The sequence below is a fragment of the Vibrio sp. K4 genome, from assembly GCF_051122595.1.
Lineage (GTDB): Bacteria > Pseudomonadota > Gammaproteobacteria > Enterobacterales > Vibrionaceae > Vibrio > Vibrio owensii.
The window spans coordinates 131,794-154,650 of the sequence record NZ_CP178577.1 but is presented as its reverse complement, the minus strand read 5'-3'; the positions used below and the strand labels follow the sequence as shown (position 1 = coordinate 154,650).

General features: G+C 44.3%; 14 protein-coding genes, 2 tRNA genes and 3 rRNA genes. 1 reads left to right on the top strand and 18 read right to left on the bottom strand.

The genetic code is table 11. The features are described 5' to 3' along the window. Positions 1-96 precede the first annotated feature (96 nt). The 12 genes from rrf to ACLIIY_RS00655 all read right to left on the bottom strand — a co-directional run bounded on the left by rrf (position 97) and on the right by ACLIIY_RS00655 (position 12,494). Positions 97-213 (bottom strand): 5S ribosomal RNA (gene rrf, locus ACLIIY_RS00710). 89 nt (positions 214-302) lie between these two features. Continuing rightward, a 23S ribosomal RNA gene (locus ACLIIY_RS00705) occupies positions 303-3,192 on the bottom strand. 304 nt (positions 3,193-3,496) lie between these two features. Further along, positions 3,497-3,572, bottom strand: a tRNA-Ala gene (locus ACLIIY_RS00700). Between the two features lie 39 nt (positions 3,573-3,611). After that, positions 3,612-3,688, bottom strand: a tRNA-Ile gene (locus tag ACLIIY_RS00695). Between the two features lie 67 nt (positions 3,689-3,755). After that, positions 3,756-5,308 (bottom strand): 16S ribosomal RNA (locus ACLIIY_RS00690). The 16S, 23S and 5S rRNA genes sit together here with 2 tRNA genes alongside, the layout of an rRNA operon. A 501-nt stretch (positions 5,309-5,809) precedes the next feature. Beyond that, positions 5,810-7,060, bottom strand: coding sequence for an HD-GYP domain-containing protein (locus ACLIIY_RS00685; protein WP_434527991.1), 1,251 nt, complete (start codon positions 7,058-7,060; stop codon positions 5,810-5,812). Positions 7,061-7,199: 139 nt separating this feature from the next. Then, positions 7,200-8,198, bottom strand: a complete 999-nt coding sequence (locus ACLIIY_RS00680) for a LacI family DNA-binding transcriptional regulator (RefSeq protein WP_009707619.1) — start codon at positions 8,196-8,198, stop codon at positions 7,200-7,202. Between the two features lie 103 nt (positions 8,199-8,301). Continuing rightward, on the bottom strand, positions 8,302-9,057 hold the full coding sequence (chbG, locus tag ACLIIY_RS00675; protein ID WP_434527990.1) for a chitin disaccharide deacetylase: 756 nt from the start codon (positions 9,055-9,057) through the stop codon (positions 8,302-8,304). A gap of 17 nt (positions 9,058-9,074) precedes the next feature. Continuing rightward, positions 9,075-10,397 carry a 6-phospho-beta-glucosidase gene (locus ACLIIY_RS00670; protein ID WP_434527989.1) on the bottom strand — a complete coding sequence of 441 codons (1,323 nt, stop codon included), beginning with the start codon at positions 10,395-10,397 and terminating at the stop codon, positions 9,075-9,077. A gap of 10 nt (positions 10,398-10,407) precedes the next feature. Further along, on the bottom strand, positions 10,408-10,719 hold the full coding sequence (locus tag ACLIIY_RS00665; RefSeq protein WP_434527988.1) for a PTS lactose/cellobiose transporter subunit IIA: 312 nt from the start codon (positions 10,717-10,719) through the stop codon (positions 10,408-10,410). A gap of 48 nt (positions 10,720-10,767) precedes the next feature. After that, complete coding sequence (locus ACLIIY_RS00660; RefSeq protein WP_009707622.1) at positions 10,768-12,102, bottom strand: PTS sugar transporter subunit IIC; 1,335 nt, start codon at positions 12,100-12,102, stop codon at positions 10,768-10,770. Positions 12,103-12,188: 86 nt separating this feature from the next. Next, positions 12,189-12,494: a PTS sugar transporter subunit IIB gene (locus ACLIIY_RS00655; RefSeq protein ID WP_012128957.1), complete on the bottom strand. Its 306-nt coding sequence runs from the start codon at positions 12,492-12,494 to the stop codon at positions 12,189-12,191. Between the two features lie 248 nt (positions 12,495-12,742). Between ACLIIY_RS00655 and ACLIIY_RS00650 the strand changes: the two genes are divergently transcribed. After that, on the top strand, positions 12,743-14,026 hold the full coding sequence (locus tag ACLIIY_RS00650; protein WP_434527987.1) for a carbohydrate-binding protein: 1,284 nt from the start codon (positions 12,743-12,745) through the stop codon (positions 14,024-14,026). A 666-nt stretch (positions 14,027-14,692) separates the two neighbouring features. Here the strand turns inward: ACLIIY_RS00650 and ACLIIY_RS00645 are convergent. The 6 genes from ACLIIY_RS00645 to ACLIIY_RS00620 all read right to left on the bottom strand — a co-directional run bounded on the left by ACLIIY_RS00645 (position 14,693) and on the right by ACLIIY_RS00620 (position 22,828). Then, positions 14,693-16,645 (bottom strand): DUF3732 domain-containing protein, encoded by a 1,953-nt coding sequence (locus ACLIIY_RS00645; RefSeq protein WP_153646108.1) that lies wholly within the window; start codon positions 16,643-16,645, stop codon positions 14,693-14,695. After that, the gene (locus tag ACLIIY_RS00640) at positions 16,645-17,121 is read right to left on the bottom strand and encodes a three component ABC system middle component (RefSeq protein ID WP_153646109.1); all 477 of its coding nucleotides are present in this window, start codon (positions 17,119-17,121) and stop codon (positions 16,645-16,647) included. The genes ACLIIY_RS00645 and ACLIIY_RS00640 overlap by 1 nt, the downstream gene beginning before the upstream one ends. Beyond that, the gene (locus tag ACLIIY_RS00635; protein WP_153646110.1) at positions 17,108-18,298 is read right to left on the bottom strand and encodes an ABC-three component system protein; all 1,191 of its coding nucleotides are present in this window, start codon (positions 18,296-18,298) and stop codon (positions 17,108-17,110) included. The genes ACLIIY_RS00640 and ACLIIY_RS00635 overlap by 14 nt, the downstream gene beginning before the upstream one ends. 276 nt (positions 18,299-18,574) lie before the next feature. Beyond that, on the bottom strand, positions 18,575-19,201 hold the full coding sequence (locus ACLIIY_RS00630) for a hypothetical protein (RefSeq protein WP_153646111.1): 627 nt from the start codon (positions 19,199-19,201) through the stop codon (positions 18,575-18,577). A 91-nt stretch (positions 19,202-19,292) separates the two neighbouring features. Further along, positions 19,293-19,964, bottom strand: a complete 672-nt coding sequence (locus ACLIIY_RS00625) for a hypothetical protein (RefSeq protein ID WP_153646112.1) — start codon at positions 19,962-19,964, stop codon at positions 19,293-19,295. Positions 19,965-20,134: 170 nt separating this feature from the next. Next, the gene (locus ACLIIY_RS00620; RefSeq protein WP_434527986.1) at positions 20,135-22,828 is read right to left on the bottom strand and encodes a hypothetical protein; all 2,694 of its coding nucleotides are present in this window, start codon (positions 22,826-22,828) and stop codon (positions 20,135-20,137) included. Positions 22,829-22,857: the final 29 nt, after the last annotated feature.

The following is a 22,857-nucleotide window of genomic DNA, read 5'->3' as shown; positions in this document are numbered from 1 at the left end:
ATCTGTGTCCGTGAGGACTAAAAAAGCCCGCTTTTTCAAACGGGCTCTCTTAACTTTTGTCTTCACCTTCTTAAAAAGGCAAAAACTAAATTTAAAGCCTGGCGATGTCCTACTCTCACATGGGGAAGCCCCACACTACCATCGGCGCTAATTCGTTTCACTTCTGAGTTCGGAATGGAAGTCAGGTGGGTCCAAATCGCTATGGTCGCCAAGCAAATTCTTTAATCTGGAAAGCTGTTTTTCGTTCTATTTACACATTCAATGTTCTTGCATTGAGTCCATCAAAACCCCTTGGGTGTTGTATGGTTAAGCCTCACGGGCAATTAGTACAGGTTAGCTCAACGCCTCACAACGCTTACACACCCTGCCTATCAACGTTCTAGTCTCGAACAACCCTTTAGGATACTTAAAGTATCAGGGAAGACTCATCTCAGGGCTCGCTTCCCGCTTAGATGCTTTCAGCGGTTATCGATTCCGAACTTAGCTACCGGGCAATGCGTCTGGCGACACAACCCGAACACCAGAGGTTCGTCCACTCCGGTCCTCTCGTACTAGGAGCAGCCCCCTTCAATCTTCCAACGCCCACGGCAGATAGGGACCGAACTGTCTCACGACGTTCTAAACCCAGCTCGCGTACCACTTTAAATGGCGAACAGCCATACCCTTGGGACCGACTTCAGCCCCAGGATGTGATGAGCCGACATCGAGGTGCCAAACACCGCCGTCGATATGAACTCTTGGGCGGTATCAGCCTGTTATCCCCGGAGTACCTTTTATCCGTTGAGCGATGGCCCTTCCATTCAGAACCACCGGATCACTATGACCTGCTTTCGCACCTGCTCGAATTGTCATTCTCGCAGTTAAGCGGGCTTATGCCATTGCACTAACCTCACGATGTCCAACCGTGATTAGCCCACCTTCGTGCTCCTCCGTTACTCTTTGGGAGGAGACCGCCCCAGTCAAACTACCCACCAGGCACTGTCCGCAACCCCGATTAGGGGTCGACGTTAGAACATCAACACTACAAGGGTGGTATTTCAAGGACGGCTCCACAAATACTGGCGTACTTGCTTCAAAGCCTCCCACCTATCCTACACATGTAGGGTCAATGTTCAGTGCCAAGCTGTAGTAAAGGTTCACGGGGTCTTTCCGTCTAGCCGCGGGTACACTGCATCTTCACAGCGATTTCAATTTCACTGAGTCTCGGGTGGAGACAGCGTGGCCATCATTACGCCATTCGTGCAGGTCGGAACTTACCCGACAAGGAATTTCGCTACCTTAGGACCGTTATAGTTACGGCCGCCGTTTACCGGGGCTTCGATCAAGAGCTTCGACCGAAGTCTAACCCCATCAATTAACCTTCCGGCACCGGGCAGGCGTCACACCGTATACGTCATCTTACGATTTTGCACAGTGCTGTGTTTTTAATAAACAGTTGCAGCCACCTGGTATCTGCGACTCTCGTCAGCTCCATCCGCAAGGGACTTCACCATCAAGAGCGTACCTTCTCCCGAAGTTACGGTACCATTTTGCCTAGTTCCTTCACCCGAGTTCTCTCAAGCGCCTTGGTATTCTCTACCCGACCACCTGTGTCGGTTTGGGGTACGATTCCTTACAATCTGAAGCTTAGAGGCTTTTCCTGGAAGCATGGCATCAATGACTTCACTACCGTAGTAGCTCGACGTCGTGTCTCAGCCTTAAGAAGAGCCGGATTTACCTAACTCTTCAGCCTACGCACTTGAACCTGGACAACCGTCGCCAGGCCCACCTAGCCTTCTCCGTCCCCCCATCGCAATTGTAAGAAGTACGGGAATATTAACCCGTTTCCCATCGACTACGCCTTTCGGCCTCGCCTTAGGGGTCGACTTACCCTGCCCCGATTAACGTTGGACAGGAACCCTTGGTCTTCCGGCGAGGAGGTTTTTCACCCCCTTTATCGTTACTCATGTCAGCATTCGCACTTCTGATACGTCCAGCATGCGTTACCACACACCTTCAACCGCTTACAGAACGCTCCCCTACCCAATGCACAAAGTGCATTGCCGCAGCTTCGGTTTACTACTTAGCCCCGTTACATCTTCCGCGCAGGCCGACTCGACCAGTGAGCTATTACGCTTTCTTTAAATGATGGCTGCTTCTAAGCCAACATCCTGGCTGTCTGAGCCTTCCCACATCGTTTCCCACTTAGTAGTAATTTGGGACCTTAGCTGGCGGTCTGGGTTGTTTCCCTCTCCACGACGGACGTTAGCACCCGCCGTGTGTCTCCCGGATAGTACTTACTGGTATTCGGAGTTTGCAAAGGGTTGGTAAGTCGGGATGACCCCCTAGCCTTAACAGTGCTCTACCCCCAGTAGTATTCGTCCGAGGCGCTACCTAAATAGCTTTCGGGGAGAACCAGCTATCTCCAGGTTTGATTGGCCTTTCACCCCTAGCCACAAGTCATCCGCTAATTTTTCAACATTAGTCGGTTCGGTCCTCCAATTGATGTTACTCAATCTTCAACCTGCCCATGGCTAGATCACCTGGTTTCGGGTCTATATCCAGCGACTGAGTCGCGCAGTTAACACTCGCTTTCGCTACGGCTCCCCTAGATGGTTAACCTTGCCACTGAATATAAGTCGCTGACCCATTATACAAAAGGTACGCAGTCACACCACGAAGGTGCTCCTACTGCTTGTACGTACACGGTTTCAGGTTCTATTTCACTCCCCTCACAGGGGTTCTTTTCGCCTTTCCCTCACGGTACTGGTTCACTATCGGTCAGTCAGTAGTATTTAGCCTTGGAGGATGGTCCCCCCATATTCAGACAGGATATCACGTGTCCCGCCCTACTCGATTTCACTTTATATGCGTTGCCGGTTACGGGGCTATCACCCTGTATCGCACAACTTTCCAGAAGTTTCACCTGACGCATAAAAAGCTTAAGGGCTAGTCCAATTTCGCTCGCCGCTACTTTCGGAATCTCGGTTGATTTCTTTTCCTCGGGGTACTTAGATGTTTCAGTTCCCCCGGTTCGCCTCGCTGCGCTATGTATTCACGCAGCGATACTTGCTTATGCAAGTGGGTTTCCCCATTCGGAAATCCCAGACTCAAATGGTTTTTACTACCTAATCTGGGCTTATCGCAAGTTAATACGTCCTTCATCGCCTCTGACTGCCAAGGCATCCACCGTGTACGCTTAGTCACTTAACCATACAACCCGAAGGAGTTTCGAGTTGATGTTCAAATCACCAAAGTTGTCTCTCATTATTTGAATGAGCGAGAGACATTTCGATTTTGCCGGACTCAATTTCGAATAATCACTGTAAAAGTGATATTCCCAAGAACACTTGAATGTGTTTTTTGGTGTTTGTCATAAAGACAAACATTGAGAACTTTACAAACAATCTCCTATCTATTTAAAGACAAGGATTGTTTTGTCAGCTTTCCAAATTGTTAAAGAGCTAGATTTCTTAATGAAACCATTTTTAAACACACTCGTAAGAATGCTTAAAGATGGTGGAGCTATGCGGGATCGAACCGCAGACCTCCTGCGTGCAAGGCAGGCGCTCTCCCAGCTGAGCTATAGCCCCATCAAGGTGTCGATACTGCATACCAATTTCAAAAGAAATTGGTGGGTCTGAGTGGACTCGAACCACCGACCTCTCGCTTATCAGGCGAACGCTCTAACCACCTGAGCTACAGACCCAGTATCGTCTCTTTTACTTATAAACCGTATCAATCTGTGTGGACACTCATCGTGAATAATCATCGTTTAAGGAGGTGATCCAGCGCCAGGTTCCCCTAGCGCTACCTTGTTACGACTTCACCCCAGTCATGAACCACAAAGTGGTAAGCGTCCTCCCGAAGGTTAAACTACCTACTTCTTTTGCAGCCCACTCCCATGGTGTGACGGGCGGTGTGTACAAGGCCCGGGAACGTATTCACCGTGGCATTCTGATCCACGATTACTAGCGATTCCGACTTCATGGAGTCGAGTTGCAGACTCCAATCCGGACTACGACGCACTTTTTGGGATTCGCTCACTATCGCTAGCTTGCTGCCCTCTGTATGCGCCATTGTAGCACGTGTGTAGCCCTACTCGTAAGGGCCATGATGACTTGACGTCGTCCCCACCTTCCTCCGGTTTATCACCGGCAGTCTCCCTGGAGTTCCCGACATTACTCGCTGGCAAACAAGGATAAGGGTTGCGCTCGTTGCGGGACTTAACCCAACATTTCACAACACGAGCTGACGACAGCCATGCAGCACCTGTCTCAGAGTTCCCGAAGGCACCAATCCATCTCTGGAAAGTTCTCTGGATGTCAAGAGTAGGTAAGGTTCTTCGCGTTGCATCGAATTAAACCACATGCTCCACCGCTTGTGCGGGCCCCCGTCAATTCATTTGAGTTTTAATCTTGCGACCGTACTCCCCAGGCGGTCTACTTAACGCGTTAGCTCCGAAAGCCACGGCTCAAGGCCACAACCTCCAAGTAGACATCGTTTACGGCGTGGACTACCAGGGTATCTAATCCTGTTTGCTCCCCACGCTTTCGCATCTGAGTGTCAGTATCTGTCCAGGGGGCCGCCTTCGCCACCGGTATTCCTTCAGATCTCTACGCATTTCACCGCTACACCTGAAATTCTACCCCCCTCTACAGTACTCTAGTCTGCCAGTTTCAAATGCTATTCCGAGGTTGAGCCCCGGGCTTTCACATCTGACTTAACAAACCACCTGCATGCGCTTTACGCCCAGTAATTCCGATTAACGCTCGCACCCTCCGTATTACCGCGGCTGCTGGCACGGAGTTAGCCGGTGCTTCTTCTGTCGCTAACGTCAAGTAATGCAGCTATTAACTACACTACCTTCCTCACAACTGAAAGTGCTTTACAACCCGAAGGCCTTCTTCACACACGCGGCATGGCTGCATCAGGCTTGCGCCCATTGTGCAATATTCCCCACTGCTGCCTCCCGTAGGAGTCTGGACCGTGTCTCAGTTCCAGTGTGGCTGATCATCCTCTCAGACCAGCTAGGGATCGTCGCCTTGGTGAGCCATTACCTCACCAACTAGCTAATCCCACCTAGGCATATCCTGACGCGAGAGGCCCGAAGGTCCCCCTCTTTGGCCCGTAGGCATTATGCGGTATTAGCCATCGTTTCCAATGGTTATCCCCCACATCAGGGCAATTTCCTAGGCATTACTCACCCGTCCGCCGCTCGACGCCGTTATCGTTCCCCGAAGGTTCAGATAACTCGTTTCCGCTCGACTTGCATGTGTTAGGCCTGCCGCCAGCGTTCAATCTGAGCCATGATCAAACTCTTCAATTTAAGATTTTGTCGGCTCAATGAATACTGAACATTCCTTTCGCTAATAAATAGCATAAGTAATGTTTGAATTGACTGTGCTGAATCTTTCGATTCAATGGTCACTTCGTTTCATTGAAACCTAATTTGAAGCCGAAGCTTCTAATTGGATTATCATCAACGAGTGCCCACACAGATTGATAGGTCTATATTGTTAAAGAGCTTGCTTATCAAGAAGTTTTTCTCTCAAAGCGGAGGTGCATTCTAGCGAGATAATTGAGAGTGTCAAACACTTTTTTCAACTAATTTTCGTAGAAGCTTTTCACCTCTTCGACCCTGCTGAAGCCTTGTGGCGTCTGCCGTGTCGATGGATGCGCATTATAGGGAGAAGATTTTCTTTGGCAAGACTAAAAATGCATTTTTTCTAAAAAAACATGCCAAGCGAACACTTTCCATCCAACCTTAAAATTACCCAGAAATAACACTCAGGATCTCTACAATTTACCCACAAAAAGCTGTGGATAACTATTCGTCGCTATCAAAGAAGTAGGAAATGCGTGAGCGCGGATTAAGATACTCTTTGATTTTTTCCGGCAATTTAGACGGGTGAATCGCATTAACTATCTTTATATCCTTAGATGCAAGGTCAATGATTGGCGCTTGCGTTCTTGGAACAGCAGGATCATAGACCAGTACATTCGGGAACAATAAGTGAGATGCGTTCACTGAGATAACCAAGCCCACCATATTGTTAGAAAGCTGAACTACCGTCCCTGGGGGGAATACGCCCATAAACTTAATTAAGATATTAAGGTTCTCTTCTTTATATAGGTGCTTGCAGTTCTTATATAAGTGGGAAAGTGCTGTATATGGAATTTTCTGTTCAGAAGCGATTGGGGTATGGCACAGATTATCAAAAGCGTTAGCAACAATAATCACCTGTGCAAGCTCATCAATCTCATCCCCCTTCAAACCCTCAGGGTAGCCAGAGCCGTCGCGTAGTTCATGATGTTGAGCAATCACGGTTTTTGCGCTATCAGGAAAATCTTCAATCTGGTTAGCCATGTCTAAGCCGTACTTGGTATGCAGCTTTAGATAGTTGCTTTCGGGCTCACTCAGTGGCGTTTGCTTCCTTAATATAGCGGTTGGGATTTTGATCTTGCCCATGTCATGAAACAAAGCAGCAAACGAAAGTGCTTTTAGTTGCTCGGCAGAATAGCCTTTCGCTCGCCCAATCATCATGGCAATAACGGCAACGTTAAGAGAGTGGAAGTAGATATCTTCGAACTCGTTCTTCCCGTTCATTAAGTGCAAAGTCACATTGTCATCACACATTAACTTCTCAACAATGTCGTCGATCAGTTGCTTCGCTTCCCCTACCGCATCTGCGGGACGGTTACGAATTTTCGTCATCACCGAACGCATTCGAGCGAGTGATCGTTCAAATTCTTTTTCACATTGAATAACGCGACGACGATAAGCACTCAGCTTTTCAATTCGTTTTTGCTTCTCTTGCCATAATTTTTGGGCCTCAAGATCTAAGGCATCGTCTTTTTTTACCTCGACTTGAGGCTGATTCGCAGGAAGAGGAGATGCATCGCTTTGCTCCGGATTAAAGTACACAAACTTCACACCAAGATGACGAATCATCTCCACTTGCTCTTGGTCTTTAATCTTGAAGCTATTAAGTAGGAATGGGTGATCGTTCCACTTTAGCGGAAGACGGATATGTAACCCGGGCTGAATACGATCCACTGTAAGTTTAATTGCTGCCACTGTTCCACTGCTGATAAGGCTTTATTGATAAGCCTCTAATACTAGTAGATTTTGTAAATGAATTCATCAATAAGGGAGATGAATAAAGCTTCTCTGTGCATGTCATCAACAAACTCGCACAGAGAGTAATAAAGAGGTGTTAGAAAAGAGTTCGATCCGCTTTGCGTAGTTTTAACTCCGCTTCAAATACTGGCTTGGTGTGTGGTTGCTGATCTTTGATTAACCCCATTAATGTTTGAACTGCCACTCTAGCCATCTCGCTGATTGGGAAGTGTACGGCAGACACCGTTGGATATAAGCTTTCACACAAATCCACACTATCAAAACTCACCAATGAGATTTGTTCTGGCACTGGGATACGTTTTTCATGCAAGAACTGCATCGCTCCGACCGTCATCTCTTCACTACATGAAAACACAGCCGTCACTTCAGGATGGCGGCGATAAATAGCGGCCATTGCATCATAACCACTTTGGCGTCCGTAATTGCCTTCTTCACACCAGCTTTCGTCTATATTAATGCCAGCCGTTTTCATTGCATCTACATAGCCGAGTTTTCGCAATAAACTGTTATGACGTTGAGAAGGACCGCTGATACAAGCGATATGCTTATGACCACCAGCAATTAGATGTTCAACGGCAATTCGACTGGCGTGATGATGGTTGAAGGTGACACAACGCTCTTCTATGCCTTCGACATAACGATCGAGTAACACAAACGGCGTTGGCAACTTGGCGAGTTCTCGTAAATCATCATCAGATAGATAGCGGCTATGAAGCACATAACCATCACACCTCAGATCATTAAAACGCTGAATGGCTTCCTTTTCCCCTTCCGCCGAATGGTGCCCTTGCGCTGTAATTAGGAACTTCTTATGCATGTCCAATTCGGTCTGCACTTGCTCCATCATCTCACCAAAGAATCCACCGGTATAGTACGTCACCAACAAACCAACCATGTTGCTAGATGAAGTTGCAAGCGAACGGGCAATAGCACTTGGGCGGTAGTTAAGTTCAGCCATCGCAGCTTCAACTTTTTTCTTTGTTTCTTCTCTGAACTTCCCCTCTCCATTAATAATGCGAGAAACGGTAGAGCGGTTTACTCCCGCAAGTTCAGCGACATCTTTAATCCTTGCCATCGTGCTTATTCAATCCAACTGCTTTTTGTTAATGGAGACAATACCAGAAAGTGACTGCCAGCAAATCGTAAGGTGTGTAGGGGGGCGATGCTGGCAGCCTTAATCATACACTGGCAAATTTACGAGTAGAAATGAGAGTGGAATAATCCGTGATGCTCATACCGTGCTCGGTCAGCTCTTGTTTTAATATTGGAGAGGTCAGCACCTGAAGTTCTAACTCTCGCTGCAGAGCGTAGCCGCTAATAGACAATAAGTGTTGATCGACATCAGCAGGGTGACACATCACTTCAACCACATCATATTGAGACTTGAGACTTTTTAGATGCGCCATAACACCATCTAAACTCACTCCCTGATCATAGAACTCATCGGTAAAATGATACGTGGTATCGCAGTCGATATGACACAAACCGCTACCACGCAACGGCACTCGATACTGCTCAGCCACTCTTCGAATCACTGGCAATAATTGAGGATGAGTATGAGCATGATGATGACTATCTATATGGCTAAGCGGTAATCCCAATGAAAGAAAATGCTCAACTTGAGCAACGGCTTCTTGGTAAACCGCCTCTTCTTGGAAATCACGCTTCTTCCACAACTCATTAAAACGAACAAACTGCTCCCCACCACTGGTAAGATTTGGGTGCCCAGTTAGAGGGTTCCCTGCAGTAAAACGAAGGTGGACGCCAATTTTTAAGTTCGGATTCTGATTCGCTAACTCAACAGCGTGTTGCTCTGCGTCCATACCCATCATCATGGTTGTCGATAGAACAACACCCTGTTGATGCGCTTTGATAATGCCGTTGTTTACACCTTGAGTTAAACCAAAATCATCTGCGTTAAAAATCACTTTCATTCGCGATGTTCCTCAAGTTACAAAGTCGTCAGTTTAAACTGCGGCAGGTATGGCGCATTCACTTCCAATATTTCATCTAAGATGGATTTCGCACGACCAATGTCTGGAACCAACGGGTTGTTAGTTAATGCTATTAAGGCTTTGTCATAACTCCCCTCAACCGCCGCTTCTATTGCGAGTTGTTCATAGGCTTTTACTTGATGAAGCAATCCACTGATATTGGTAGATAAATTACCAACAGCCAGAGGTTTTGCCCCCCAACTTCCGATAACGGCACTGCATTCAATAACGGCATCATCAGCTAAGCCATTGATTGCACCATTGTTTAGCACATTAACAACGTGAATACTGTTACGATTGTTGTAAATCGAATCCACAAGATTTAAAGAAGCATCAGAGTAATAAGCGCCACCTCTCTCTTCTAATTCCTTAGGTTTGTGGTCTAAATTTGGATCTTGGTAAAGTTTGAAGAGTGCACTTTCTGTTTCCATTACCTGCTCAGCACGTGTCCCCTGCTCCCCTGCACTTTGCTTTTCTTCTGCTAGCATCGCGTCAGTTTGATAGAAGTAACGATGATAAGGACACGGTATTGCGCCTAACGCTTTTAGAAATGCAGGATCCCATGGTTCTTCCCAAATGTTCTTCATACTGAAATTGGCACCGTCACCGACTTTCTCTAGTACCGTTTGAGTAATGTCTTCGCCTTTCAGCCAAGCTTTTAGCACCCAAACAAGATGGTTCAAGCCTGCAAACTCGAGTTGAAGCTCCTTCGGCTCACACTCCATCATTTCAGCTATCATCATCTCCATCGAGACAGGGACATTGCACAAACCAATACTCTTAACCTTAGAATACTTGCTCACCGCTTCAGAGACTAAACCTGCTGGATTGGTAAAATTTAGCATCCAAGCATTTGGCGCAAGCTCCTCAATATCTTTACAAATATCCAGAATCACGGGAATAGTTCGTAATGCTTTTGCAAATCCACCAGGGCCTGTTGTTTCTTGACCGATGACATCGTACTTAATTGGGATACGCTCATCGTTAGCTCGTGCAGCTAACCCCCCGACTCGGAATTGAGTCATAACAAAATCAGCTCCGTTGATCGCCTCACGTCGGTCAAATCCAGCTTTGATTTCAATATCTGCACCAGCTTTATCCACCATACGCTGAGCTAAGCCCTTGATGATCTCTAGCTTCTCAGCGCCTGCTTCAATATCCACAAAGTGCATCTGTTTGACTGGCAAAAACTCCAAGCGTTTGATCACCCCTTCTACCAGTTCCGGTGTATAACTGCTGCCGCCACCAATAATGGCAAGCTTTATTGCATCTCTTGGCATAATGGTTTCCTTACTTCTCAGCGAGTTGCTTATTCAGCGCGACGATTTCAACGGCCATTTCTTGCGCCAATATTGTGGTCATCAAATGGTCTTGAGCATGTACCATCACTAACGTCATTGGTACTTTGCCTTCTCCTTGGTCTTCTTCGATCAATTGAGTTTGAATCAAGTGTGCTTTGTTAATGCACTCTCTAGCTTGAGAAAGCTTTTCCCCTGCAGCAACGAAATCTTTCTCTCTCGATAGACGTAACGCTTCGTAACTTAGACTTCTAGCCTCACCAGCATTGCAGATGATTTCCATCACAATTAATTCTTGTTCCATGTCTTCTCTCCGAAAAGAAGGGCTGCCAAGTCACAGCCCAATTAATAGTTAAGCCGTCACGCCTTCACCCGAAGGCTGCTCTGCTTCTTTGGATTCTTTATTGGTCGGTAATTCTTGCTCAAGTACCTGTTTCTCAAACATCTTGAAGAACGGCAGGTAAATAAAGAGGTCAAGAATAAGCAGGCCAATCACCAACAAAACAGGTGAGAATGTCCAACCACTTCCCCATGACGCACCGATAATCGCAGGCGTTGTCCAAGGCGTGGTCGCGACACCCATACCAACAAAACCAAGATGCACAGCAAAATATGCGATGGTTGCGTTCAAGATTGGAGCAAATACGAATGGAATAAATAGAATTGGGTTCATCACTACAGGGCTACCAAAAATGACTGGTTCATTGATTTGGAAGAACCCCGGAACAGCACTCATGCGACCAATACTTTTGAGGTGAGCTGAACGACTGAAAGACATCAGCAGGACTAGCGCCAGTGTTGCACCCGAACCACCAATGAAGATATAGAAATCCCAGAAAGGTTGAGTGAATACGTTTGGAATAGGCTGACCAGCAACAAACGCATCAATATTCGCACTGATATTAGTTAAGAAGATTGGGGATAACAGACCAACAACGATTGCAGCCCCGTGGATACCTGCAAACCACAACAACTGACACACAAGCAGCGCACCAATGATCGCTGGTAAAGTATTAGAAGCACTGATCAATGGTTTGAACATTGCCATCACGGCATCAGGGATCAACATGTCATATTGAGTTTGAACAAAAATACTCAACGGGTAGAGCGTAATGAAAATTGCCAAGACTGGCAGTAAAACTTCAAAAGAACGTGCAATAGCTGGCGGTACCTGCTCTGGCATACGAATAGTAATGTTATGCTTCTTCATAAATCGGTACAGTTCAACTGAGAAGAAAGCACACATAACCGCTGTAAAGATCCCTGTTCCTCCCATGTGATTCATCGCTAAAGCACCATCTTTGGCAGGAGCAGCAACCAATAAAAAGCTCATGAGTGACAAAACTGCACTGGTAATACCGTCCATCTTGTACGCCTTCGCCAAACTGTAGGCGACCCCAAGCGAGACAAATATGGTCATGATCCCCATCGACATATTAAAGGGCATCATTATGGTATCGAAATGCGTTGTCGCGAAATCCAACCATATTTGCCCTAAAGTAAACGTGGTACCTTCAGCAAATGGGGGAAACGCAAAAATTAAGATAAAACTGCCGACAATAATAAACGGCATTGCCACAATAAATCCGTCTCTCATTGCTCTAACATGAGGTTGATTACCCACTTTAGCCGCAATTGGGGCTATATGCTTTTCGACGATTCCGATAATCGCATCATAAAGCTTCATAGATTCCATCCTTATTTCAGACAAAAGAATTCCCTACCGAACATTTATATTCAGTTAAAATTCTTACTTTTATTTAGATTATTGAATTAGTTAATAAGTTCTAATGCTTGTTGTAGTACTTCTTCCCCTTTCATCATTCCGTAAGCTTGAGGGGAAATCGCTTCAATATTTTTGCCGTGTTCATTTGCTGTTTTACGAAGCTCTTCTAGCTGGAATCGCACTTGTGGTCCCAATAAGCAAACGTCATATTCTTTAATTGCTTCATCAAACGCATTCACTGATAGCGCATCTATCTTGCATTCAATGCCTTGTTTTTCAGCTGCTTGCTCCATTTTCTTAACCAACATACTGGTCGACATCCCAGCACTACAGCACAAAAGAATTTTTTTCATAGCCTTACTCCCGTTGTGTAAATTTCAATCTACAAAAACTGTAGCAAAAATAGCCAACGCAAAAAAGCGCAACCGGTTGCATTGTTCGTGAACCAAATCTCATTTTAGAAAATACAGCCTATTTTTTATTAATTATTTAGGTCTAGGATAAAAGCCAACAAAATAACGAAATGCATTAATTTATATTTATAACTATCAATATATTACTACTGACAACGTCATAATTAATTTCTAAAAAGGAATAGAAAATGAAATTAAATAAACTGGCTATGGTTACACTTTTAGGTACTGCGCTATCTCAATTTTCATTTGCCCAAACTGCACCAAAAGGCACGATATATTTAACGTTTGATGACGGTCCTATTAACGCTTCTATTGATGTGATTAATGTGCTTAATGAACAAGGCGTTAAAGGCACTTTCTACTTTAATGCTTGGCACTTAGATGGCATTGGTGATGAGAACGAAGATCGCGCATTGGAAGCTTTAAAACTGGCACTTGATACAGGGCATGTCGTCGCGAACCACAGCTATGCTCATATGGTGCACAACTGTGTTGATGAATTTGGCCCAACGAGTGGTGCAGAATGTAATGCAACCGGCGATCACCAAATCAATGCTTACCAAGATCCTGCTTACGATGCTTCGACATTTGCAGATAACTTAGTCGTGTTTGAGAGATACCTGCCTAACATCAACAGTTACCCGAACTACCTTGGCGAAGAACTGGCTCGCTTGCCTTATACCAATGGCTGGCGTATCACAAAAGATTTTAAAGCCGACGGATTGTGTGCAACCTCTGATGACTTAAAGCCTTGGGAACCTGGCTACGTCTGCGATCTTGATAATCCATCAAACAGTGTAAAAGCTTCCATTGAAGTACAAAACATCTTGGCGAATAAAGGATATCAAACACATGGTTGGGATGTAGATTGGGCACCAGAAAACTGGGGAATTCCAATGCCAGCTAACAGTTTAACGGAAGCAGAAGCATTTCTTGGCTACGTTGATGCCGCATTAAACAGCTGCGCACCAACAACGATCAATCCGATCAACTCAAAAGCCCATGGCTTCCCTTGTGGCACGCCCTTGCATGCTGACAAAGTCGTGGTCTTAACACACGAATTCCTATACGAAGATGGCAAGCGTGGTATGGGGGCTACTCAAAACCTTCCTAAACTAGCAAAATTCCTTCGAATCGCTAAAGAAGCAGGTTACGTATTCGATACCATTGATAACTACACGCCTATTTGGCAGGTCGGCAACGCGTATGCTGCCGGTGATTACGTAACGCATTCTGGCACTGTTTACAAAGCAGTGACAGCACACATCGCGCAACAAGACTGGGCACCATCTTCTACCTCTAGCCTTTGGACCAATGCAGATCCTGCTACCAACTGGACACTTAACGTTTCTTATGAAGCAGGTGATGTCGTGACTTACCAAGGCCTACGCTATCTAGTCAACGTACCGCACGTATCACAAGCAGACTGGACTCCGAATACACAGAACACCTTGTTCACAGCTCTATAGGCTGTTCCTACTATCACCATGTAGTAGTTTGCGCGAGGCATACCCCTCGCGCTTTTTTTGTTTTGAGGATTCAGAAACTTCGAGGCACCGCCTTGAGCTACCGTATCGGCGTACCGACCTGACTGGACAAACATTCCTGCTGCTAACGCGAAGGCAACACTAACCTTCTCGCGCAATTTTCAAACGCCCAAAACGACGAAAGGCCGCTATAAAAGCGACCTTTTTATATATCGTACCGGTGGGTGACTTGACTGTGCAAACACTCCTGACGCTACGCTAGATTTGAATTCACAAACCCTAGATACAACAAAGCCCCGACTTTCGTCGAGGCTCTGTCTTAGAATATGGTACCGGTGGGCGGACTTGAACCGCCACGCCCGAAGGCAACGGATTTTGAATTCCTCTTAACCACTTGTAATTACTTGCATTTAAGAGGTTTTTTTTGGATATCAAGGACCATAAAATAGGATTTCATTGGATCTTTTTAGCACGCGTCGAGCACAGATTTGAAACATATCTGTCATTCCTGATGGGAGATATGACCTCAACAGTTCGACAAAACATTTTTCACTATCGACGAAAGATACTTTTACTCGATATAAAACTTAACCTGCAAACACTACCGCCAATTTTTAAACCATAGGAGCCGCTCACTACCTCCCATAGTTATTCATTCTCGGAAGCTTGTTCAATCCATGAGTAAGGTATCAAAGCACGATCACCGCGCCAAGGTAACTCTACCAGCGAGTCTTGAAACCATTGGTCATCCAAGTTGGCATGCTCTGTAACAATTATTTGGAAGTTAGCATTTTCTTCTTTGCAATAGTCATAGAAGAGCTTAAATAACCTCGTGACATCTTGGATATCAGCGTCAGCCTCATTGAAACTTTCCCCCTCAAGTCCCTTATACCTTTGCAAATCAGGAAAGTGAACCTGGGATGGCTGATCCAAGAGAAACATTGACGGTACCGGTGCTTTCCTCATCTTAAAGAATTTATGTAAGGACAAATACGCTATAACATGACACCCAAGCCAGTTCTGAGCACTACCTTGTCTATACATAGGTATGGATCCGTATGCGTTATCCGCAAATACAGTAAGTCTAGAAATGTCTAATCTATATGGATTTTTAGCATACTCTAAGTGGAGTACATTAGCGTACTTTGCCATATCGGAGTTGATGATATTAAGTGAAGATGAAAGCCTATCTTTCACAGTGTCATCATCGAGTTCCTTATTGAGAGTGGCAATCTTATGTTTGAGCTCTTCAATTTCACTGGCTAATTCTGAGCTTGGTGCGATCTCTTCAACACTTTCCAAAAATAACGATATACGCCCCAAAATCTTTGAAATATAGGCGTTCTTTTCTTTAAGCAATACACTTTCTTTACGGCGAGAAAGGATAGCTCTTATCTTAAGTTGCAAGTCGTCAATAAGAATTTGAATTTCATTCTCTTTGCTTGCAAGCTTAGATATGTAACCTTTTAGCTTTGGAGAACTCTGCGTTATTGCTCTAATTTCACTCTGAACCCCTTCCAGTGAATTATGCAATGAGTTAATAAGTTCCACACCTTTATCATCGCAATTACCACATACAGGACACTCCAAACCTTTGCTTGAATCAAATAGATCTATTGGCTTCAGGCGAGCTTTACGTTCTATTACATTATCTAAATGACCACTATGGTGTTTTTCAAAGAGTCTTGTCTTGGCAATTTTTTCTTTAAACTCAACTTGCTCCTGCTTTGCCTCCATTAGCATACTCTGCAAGATAGACAAGTCATCATGTGAATCAAGTACTTCTTCATCAGGAAGCCAATTTGAAACATCATTAAGCAAGTGCAGACATTGGTTCAGAGATAAATCTTGGCTAACAACGTCTCTACCAATCAAACCTACATCAGAGGCTTCACTTAATAACTGTAAAGCTCGAGTAGTACCTTGCGACGCAACATTGTTATGTTGTTCCAGTATGGACTCCTTCTTTTTCAAGGCACGCTTATTCTCTCTGAGAGTTTCTATCTTTTCGAGTCTCTCGTGAGAGATTGCACCGAGGAAGTAAGGAAAAGTGTCCTTGATTGACTGCGCCAAATGAGCTTCATCCTGCCTGTGGAATAGTACTTTTTTGTTGGCAACTTCATGCTGTTCTAGAAAAATGAAACTTTTCGCATGCTTTAAGTTGGCCCTATACCCCTCACTAGTATTCTCTTTTCTAAATATACTGTTATTTTCAAACCCTAACTCACGCTCTATTTCGTAAAGAACGCCATCATCATTAGAATTAATATGTAACTCAGATATATTCGGTAACTCAAGATTATCTCCAATCAGTAAGCACACCTCAGAGTTTGAGTTTTTATCTCTTTTGGGTGGTTTTTTAGCAATAAAGAAATTCTTACCATTAATTAAATATGTAACAGAGTACCAACTTATTACCTCTCGATTTACACCATCAAAGATCTCAAAGCTTGATCTACCCATACAATAATCAATAATACTAATTATTGCTGACTTACCTGTTCTAGACTTACCAGTAATAACATTTAAAGAATTAGGCTTGAAGATGACTTTTCTAGTTTCACCATTATTATTATATAAAGCAATATTTAGAACTTGCATTACAAATTAACTCCCAATAGCGCTAGAATCGTAGATTCGCTGTTAAAATTACCACAAATAGTTCCTAAGCGCTTAGCGCTATCAGTGTATTCAGAAATATATTCTGCATTCCTTATAAACTTCCTTAATTTCATTGAATTTGCCAATAAAACTCGGAACTCATCATCTAGACTAATAAAACCATTACTTTTTAAAAGCATACTACCTTTCGAGACGTAATTTTCTAAACTATTCACACGCTCCGTCAGACCAACAACTATTTGAGGTTCGTTTTGAAGCCAAATATGAAATTTTGATCTCGTAGTTCTGGGGATGGCTCTCCTAGACTCTTTATGGAGAACTATTGGCATTAAAACGTAAGGCAAGTATATAGGGATTTTTGACTTACTTTTAGAGTTATACCCTTCCACTATAGATGCATATATCAACGCACAAAACGCTGGGTTTAATAATTCTGTAACTTCATTGGTTTGCATGAGAGACCTCTGGTGGACATAGAATCTCTTCTAACTTCGTCTTAAAATGAGGATGCCACCCTAATAATGGTGGTGTCTTATTTGCCAAAATATGATAGCTACCTAACATAATAAAACGTTGAGAGACTTTCTTTCTAATTCTTATATCAGCCTGAGTTTCGACCCAATTTAGAATTGTTCTACCCGCTTTTTTAATTTCTTTCTCATCCGCATCTTCAAGCTCATCAATAATAGACAACCGAAATCTAGACCAGTCATCTTTCAACCTCTTCTCATAATTAGCAACATCATGCTCTATAGACAAGTCATCAGTAACCCACTTAGAACGCTGATGATAAGCTCGATAATAATCTAAAATAGCATTATGAATTCGCTCTGTTCCAACTCCAATTAGTTCCAACTGCTTTACAAATTGATAATCAAGAAACCCATCTCTTTCTTCATCTTCAATCTCTAAAAACTCAAAGTCCACAGGTAAAGAATCAGGGTGATAGTCATATGACAAATCTATGACTTTTTGAACAACTTCATTCCGCCAAATTTTATCTTTATCGCCAAGAAGAAATGAAATAACAATATTGAACCACCACCCCTCAAGCCTTTCATAAAGAGAATCAATAAAGTTAGAGTTTACTGTCAACTCTAATCTACGCTTAATTTTTTTAACTATGTCACGACTATTTTCTTCTTTGCCAAGAATGAAAATAGACTGACACATAACTTCCTTCTGTTCGGGGGTTAGCTTGGAAAAATTGGACACTGAGTCAGCCAGTCGCTTGTTATTTATTTCTTTCGCCGTGGCATCCAGTTTATGTATAGCTTCCTTTACATCCCTATTTCGTGTAGTTAGCAAGCTAGCTATTGATTTTTCTGGTATTTCCGACGTTGTAGCTAAGTAATATTTTAGTTCTTCTTGAACTACACTACCTTTAATGATTTGTTCAGACCAAATGCCAATAGTCTTCCATAAGTCGACAGACTTATTGCTGAGCCGATCATCTCCAGTGTGATGTTTAAGCTGAAACAGCTCGTGTTCAGTCGTCTTCTTTACCTCTACATCATCAAGAGATTCTAACTTGATGAAATAAGCATCTGTATCTTCAACAGCTCTATATAATGCATACCTAATCTGATAGAGATAACCTAACTTAGAAAATGCTGCTCGATGGTCACACATACCCCAGCCTTATATGACTTGAAAATAACAACAATACTACCTCATATGAATTCAGAATCTCAATTCATGGTTGTATATGGTTTAGAAAATCTTGAAGTTCAATTACAAAAAACAAGCGGAGTATACGAAGATCGCCCACTAATATTGGCCAACCTAACTGAACAGCTGAGATTTTGAACGAGTCATCAGGGAACGAACACACCTGCACCAATCTAACTCAACAAAAAAGGGAGCAGTCACTCAACGCAACTACTCCCTTCAAAACACCAATTCGGACTACTTCAGCTCATAGAACAATTCGGTCAAAACAGCTTCACCAACTTGTTCCACTAACCGTTCAACAAAACCATCAAACTCATCAGCAAACCCAATTTTCGCCAAGTCATACTCAGCGGAAACTTGATCCAACGATAGGTTACGAACCTTACCCTTATTCTTAGCTCGACGAGCCTTGTCATTTAGCGAGGTAACGGCTTTACCCAAATCACCACCAGCAACCAGCGCGGGATTAGCAAGCAACAAATGGCGCGCAGACGGGTAAAGTTTGTTACCGTAGAACATGGGCTTAGATTGCCCCTTTAGTTTCTCACGCTCAGTCTGCGCAGCAGACAGCGCTTCCTCTACAGATATGCCAGCCTTTATGCGGTTCATCAGCGTACTTTGCGCCACACCTAGCTCTCTACCCGCTTGGCGCATACTTGAGTACTCGGTGCCGTCTATAACAACTTTCTTGCGGTAGTCACCTTTAGGGCGCGCTTCTAGCTCAAGGGCTTGCTCTAGTGTCCACCCAAACTTGGTAACGCGCTCATTAACCAGCTTAGGGTTTAAGCCATAGTGAAGTGCAGCAGCAGTGCGAGAAGGGAACTCAACACCCTCAACGGTCAATGTTTTAGTATTTTTCATCAGAATTATTCCTGTAAATCAGATAGTAAAAAACCCAACAGGAGCCGAGAGGACAAGCCTCTCATCCCCTGTTGGGCTACTTAATGTTTAGTTAGAATGGCGCGTCGTCATGTTCAGGGCTGTTACTGTCACCAAAGCTAACCTTAGATTTAATCTGCTCATATAACGCCAGCATATCGCGCACCAGTTTAGCGTTTGGTCTCGGCTGTCCGTTAGGTTTCACCCAGTTCTGTTGCTTCCACTTCGGTGCCCATAACGTCAGAGTGTTCACCACAGTGATGTTCAGACCCAACACTTCAACGGAACCAGCACCATTATTAAGCTCTGCTTTAGCACGCTTTAGAGCATAAAAACCAAGTTGTAGTTGCATAGTGGCAGCAGTCCCCTTCAGAGCTTCGGTCACATGAGTTTCACCATCCAACACCGATATTGTTGAGGCTTTACCGCCTGTACCAAGATGGCAGTTCAGAGTGACCTTCTTAGGTTTCGATGACGTCTGAAGATTGAGAAGGTAACTTAGGTCTTCTTTCACTTTCGGCATACCGTTATTACGTGGTCGCTTCGGGGCTTTTTTCTTCAAGCGCTTATTGTTTGCTTTGCGGATTTCGGGAATTGTATCAACCGCCTCCTGATAGCTATTAAAACCTTTAACATTGCCGCCCGGTTTACCGTGAGATAAAGCGCGAGCCTCATCGAAGGTTTTAACAGGTACGATCGCTTCATCAGTAATCGCCAAATAATAATTACAATGTGACTTAGCCATAATAATGCTCCTTAAAATTTTATTGAGTTAGCCGCCGGAATGACGGCTGTGGATTTGAATAAATGTCATTGCGTGTGAGGTTGGGTTTCTTATATCCCCAACGGTGCAATGGTTGATTGGTAAAAAAGCCCTTTGAGATAAGGGCTTTCGATAGGTCAATATTTACGATCTCAACGGGCGTTGAGAGCTTCTCGCAGTGAGGAACGAGATTCAGGGTTGAAGAGGATTTCAACTTCGAAGTCAGGAAACTTCGAGACTATTAAGCGAGCTAAGTTGATGGTCAGCTCTGTCATCGGTACAGCGCCTTCAATCAATTTGGTATTCTTAGCACTACGTACTGCGGTCGCTTTGGTTGGATAGCCAATATCGGTCATCCACTCAGCTAATGCTTTAGCGCTAATCTGCTTCTTGCTCATACCACCTTGCTCATGCGCGTAGAAACGCAAGAATAAGCGCGCCATTAAGCTATCCGAAGTCTCATCAGCCTTTAAACGCAGGTCCTTGTGACTCGTGCTTTCTGCCATTACCAAACGGTCTTGCCATGAGCACCAATCATCAAACGTTTTAAGACAATGCGTCTTCCGCCATCGATCAAAGCGCAATCGTGTAAACAACATCTCATCCAACGACTTGTGTGGCTTGGTTTCAAGCGCAATATGCTCCCGTCCTTTCACTTCAACCATTACCGGATTCAACATTTCACGTTTCTGGTCGAACTCCATATTCAAGAAGATAGACCGCTTTTCCAACATCAGATCCTTATGCTCTAAAAAGCGCATTCGGTTCGGTGTCAGGTAGCTACCATCAACTTTGTCACCGGGCTTTCGGGTGAGATACTTGTTAACCATGTAAGCACTTTGGTCAGTGACCATCGGGTCGACCTTAACGCCACCTTTCGCCAGTATCGGCTCATGGCCTTCACTTTCGATAACGGTGTACTGAGCACGAGTCTTAGCACCGATCAGCTGGGACGCTTGATGCTTGAGCTCCAAAATTTCACCACCGTCAGGCTCAATTCGATGAAAGTGACTCCTGAATCGTTGACAAATGGGACCTGTTAAATCAATTTCGCCCAGCGTAGCATTGGTTAATATTCCATCAGTTGTTGTTGAAACAACTACTCTATGCTTCGGTATACCTGCTAACATTTCCCCCATCAAAGCTCTCGCCAAACCCGTGGTATATGCAGCAAAGTACGGATTGGTTAATGTAGATGGAGGCATCTGCTTTGAGTATCCAGCCTGAATATCGAATGAAGTCTTGGGTCTCAAAGCTTGTGAGAACCGACCATAAACAGTGTTGGCTAGCTCTTTGAAAAGTCGCTCGTCAAAACTACCTTTTACTAATTTCTTCCGATTCTCCCGAATCCAAGACATATACCCTTCAAAGATGCGGGTATCATTTTTCCATGGAATAACAAAACCCTGCTTAACCTTGATTTTTGCACCTTGGTTGTAAGCAACTTCAAGCTCATGACCTGTACAATGCGTCTCACCCGATAGCGGAAATATCAATCCATACTCAGATCGAACGGCTAAACTTGGGAAGCGAATATGTTCAGGGAACTTAAACTCGACCCAAGCCAAAGCACATTTGTCTCCAAACAGCTCTTTCAGATCTCGAGTCATGTACATCTGATCGTAATCTAACTCGCGCAGACCTAGCGTAATCGCCGAATAACATGATGGAACATCATAGTCTCGCCATGTATCAATATCTGACGGGCCAGCAATAAATGACTCATTGCGACCACCGTGGTAACACTGAGTCGCAAAGTTTTCCAACGTCATACGAGCCGTTGCAGGCACATCACGAGTTATCGTTAGCGGTTTACTTCGGTCAGAGGGCCACACTTCTTTAGTCACCTTCTCAAAGCCAAACAAACCACGATAACCGCGCTTATCCTCTAAGCTATTCACAAAGGCTTTAACGGCGATACCGCCGATGGTGAACGGAACCGAATTTAGACCGAGTGTATTTTGACAGAAGGAAGAAACCCGCTCGAAATGACGAGCACTGATAATTGAATCAGTAATTGCATACTCAGCGAATTTCTCCGGTTGTGCTTCCAGAAACTCATCCATTCGAGAGATAGAGTACGGCTCTGGAATTTCCACCTTTGGAATCTTCAATAGCTCTCCGACAGAGGCTAGTGACGATCCATTGGGCGAAAGCAGCATGGTGTCGTAGAACGTGATATACAAGGTGTGTCGGTTGCGGGATTTGTCGTGAACATTGAGAGGCTCTTTATCGATACGTCGAGACATGACTTTATCAAGTTCCAGTCCGTATACGTCATCAAGACTCGCCACCGTCTTACGTAAACCTTTGACATGTGTCTTGAGTTGGTCAAAAGCTTGGCTGAAGTTAAACAAATCAGCCGATAGCCAATGAGCACACAAAATGATGTCAGTCGGCCACTTATCAAGTACTTCATCTTCCATCGCTTTTTCGATAGCCTGAACCAAGCATTTGTCCAGTGCTAGTCGTCCCGATTTTTTGGTCGATTCAGGAAACAAGATAATCGTTGATAACTTGCCCTTGAATAGAACCGCGAATTGATAACTCAAGATACGGTTGTAGGTTCCGCATTCAGACTCTACATACTCAGTATCCATAGCTATCACGGGACGTTCAAAGAACGGTGTTGCCTCTCGTCGCTTTCGCTTAGTTTGCTTCTTCTTTTTGGGCTTACGACCCACCAGGGGTTTGGCTTTGCGCTTAACGCTATCAAAAGAAGCAGGCTCACTAGGTTGAGCTTCACCCCAAGCACTTACCGCTTCGTCCTCAGTCCAACCAGATGTTGCTAGGTTGTCCATGTTTAAGTCAGAAGACTGCTCTAACCAATCATATGTTTCGTTCATATAACTACTCTCCAGAAACGCAAAAAGAC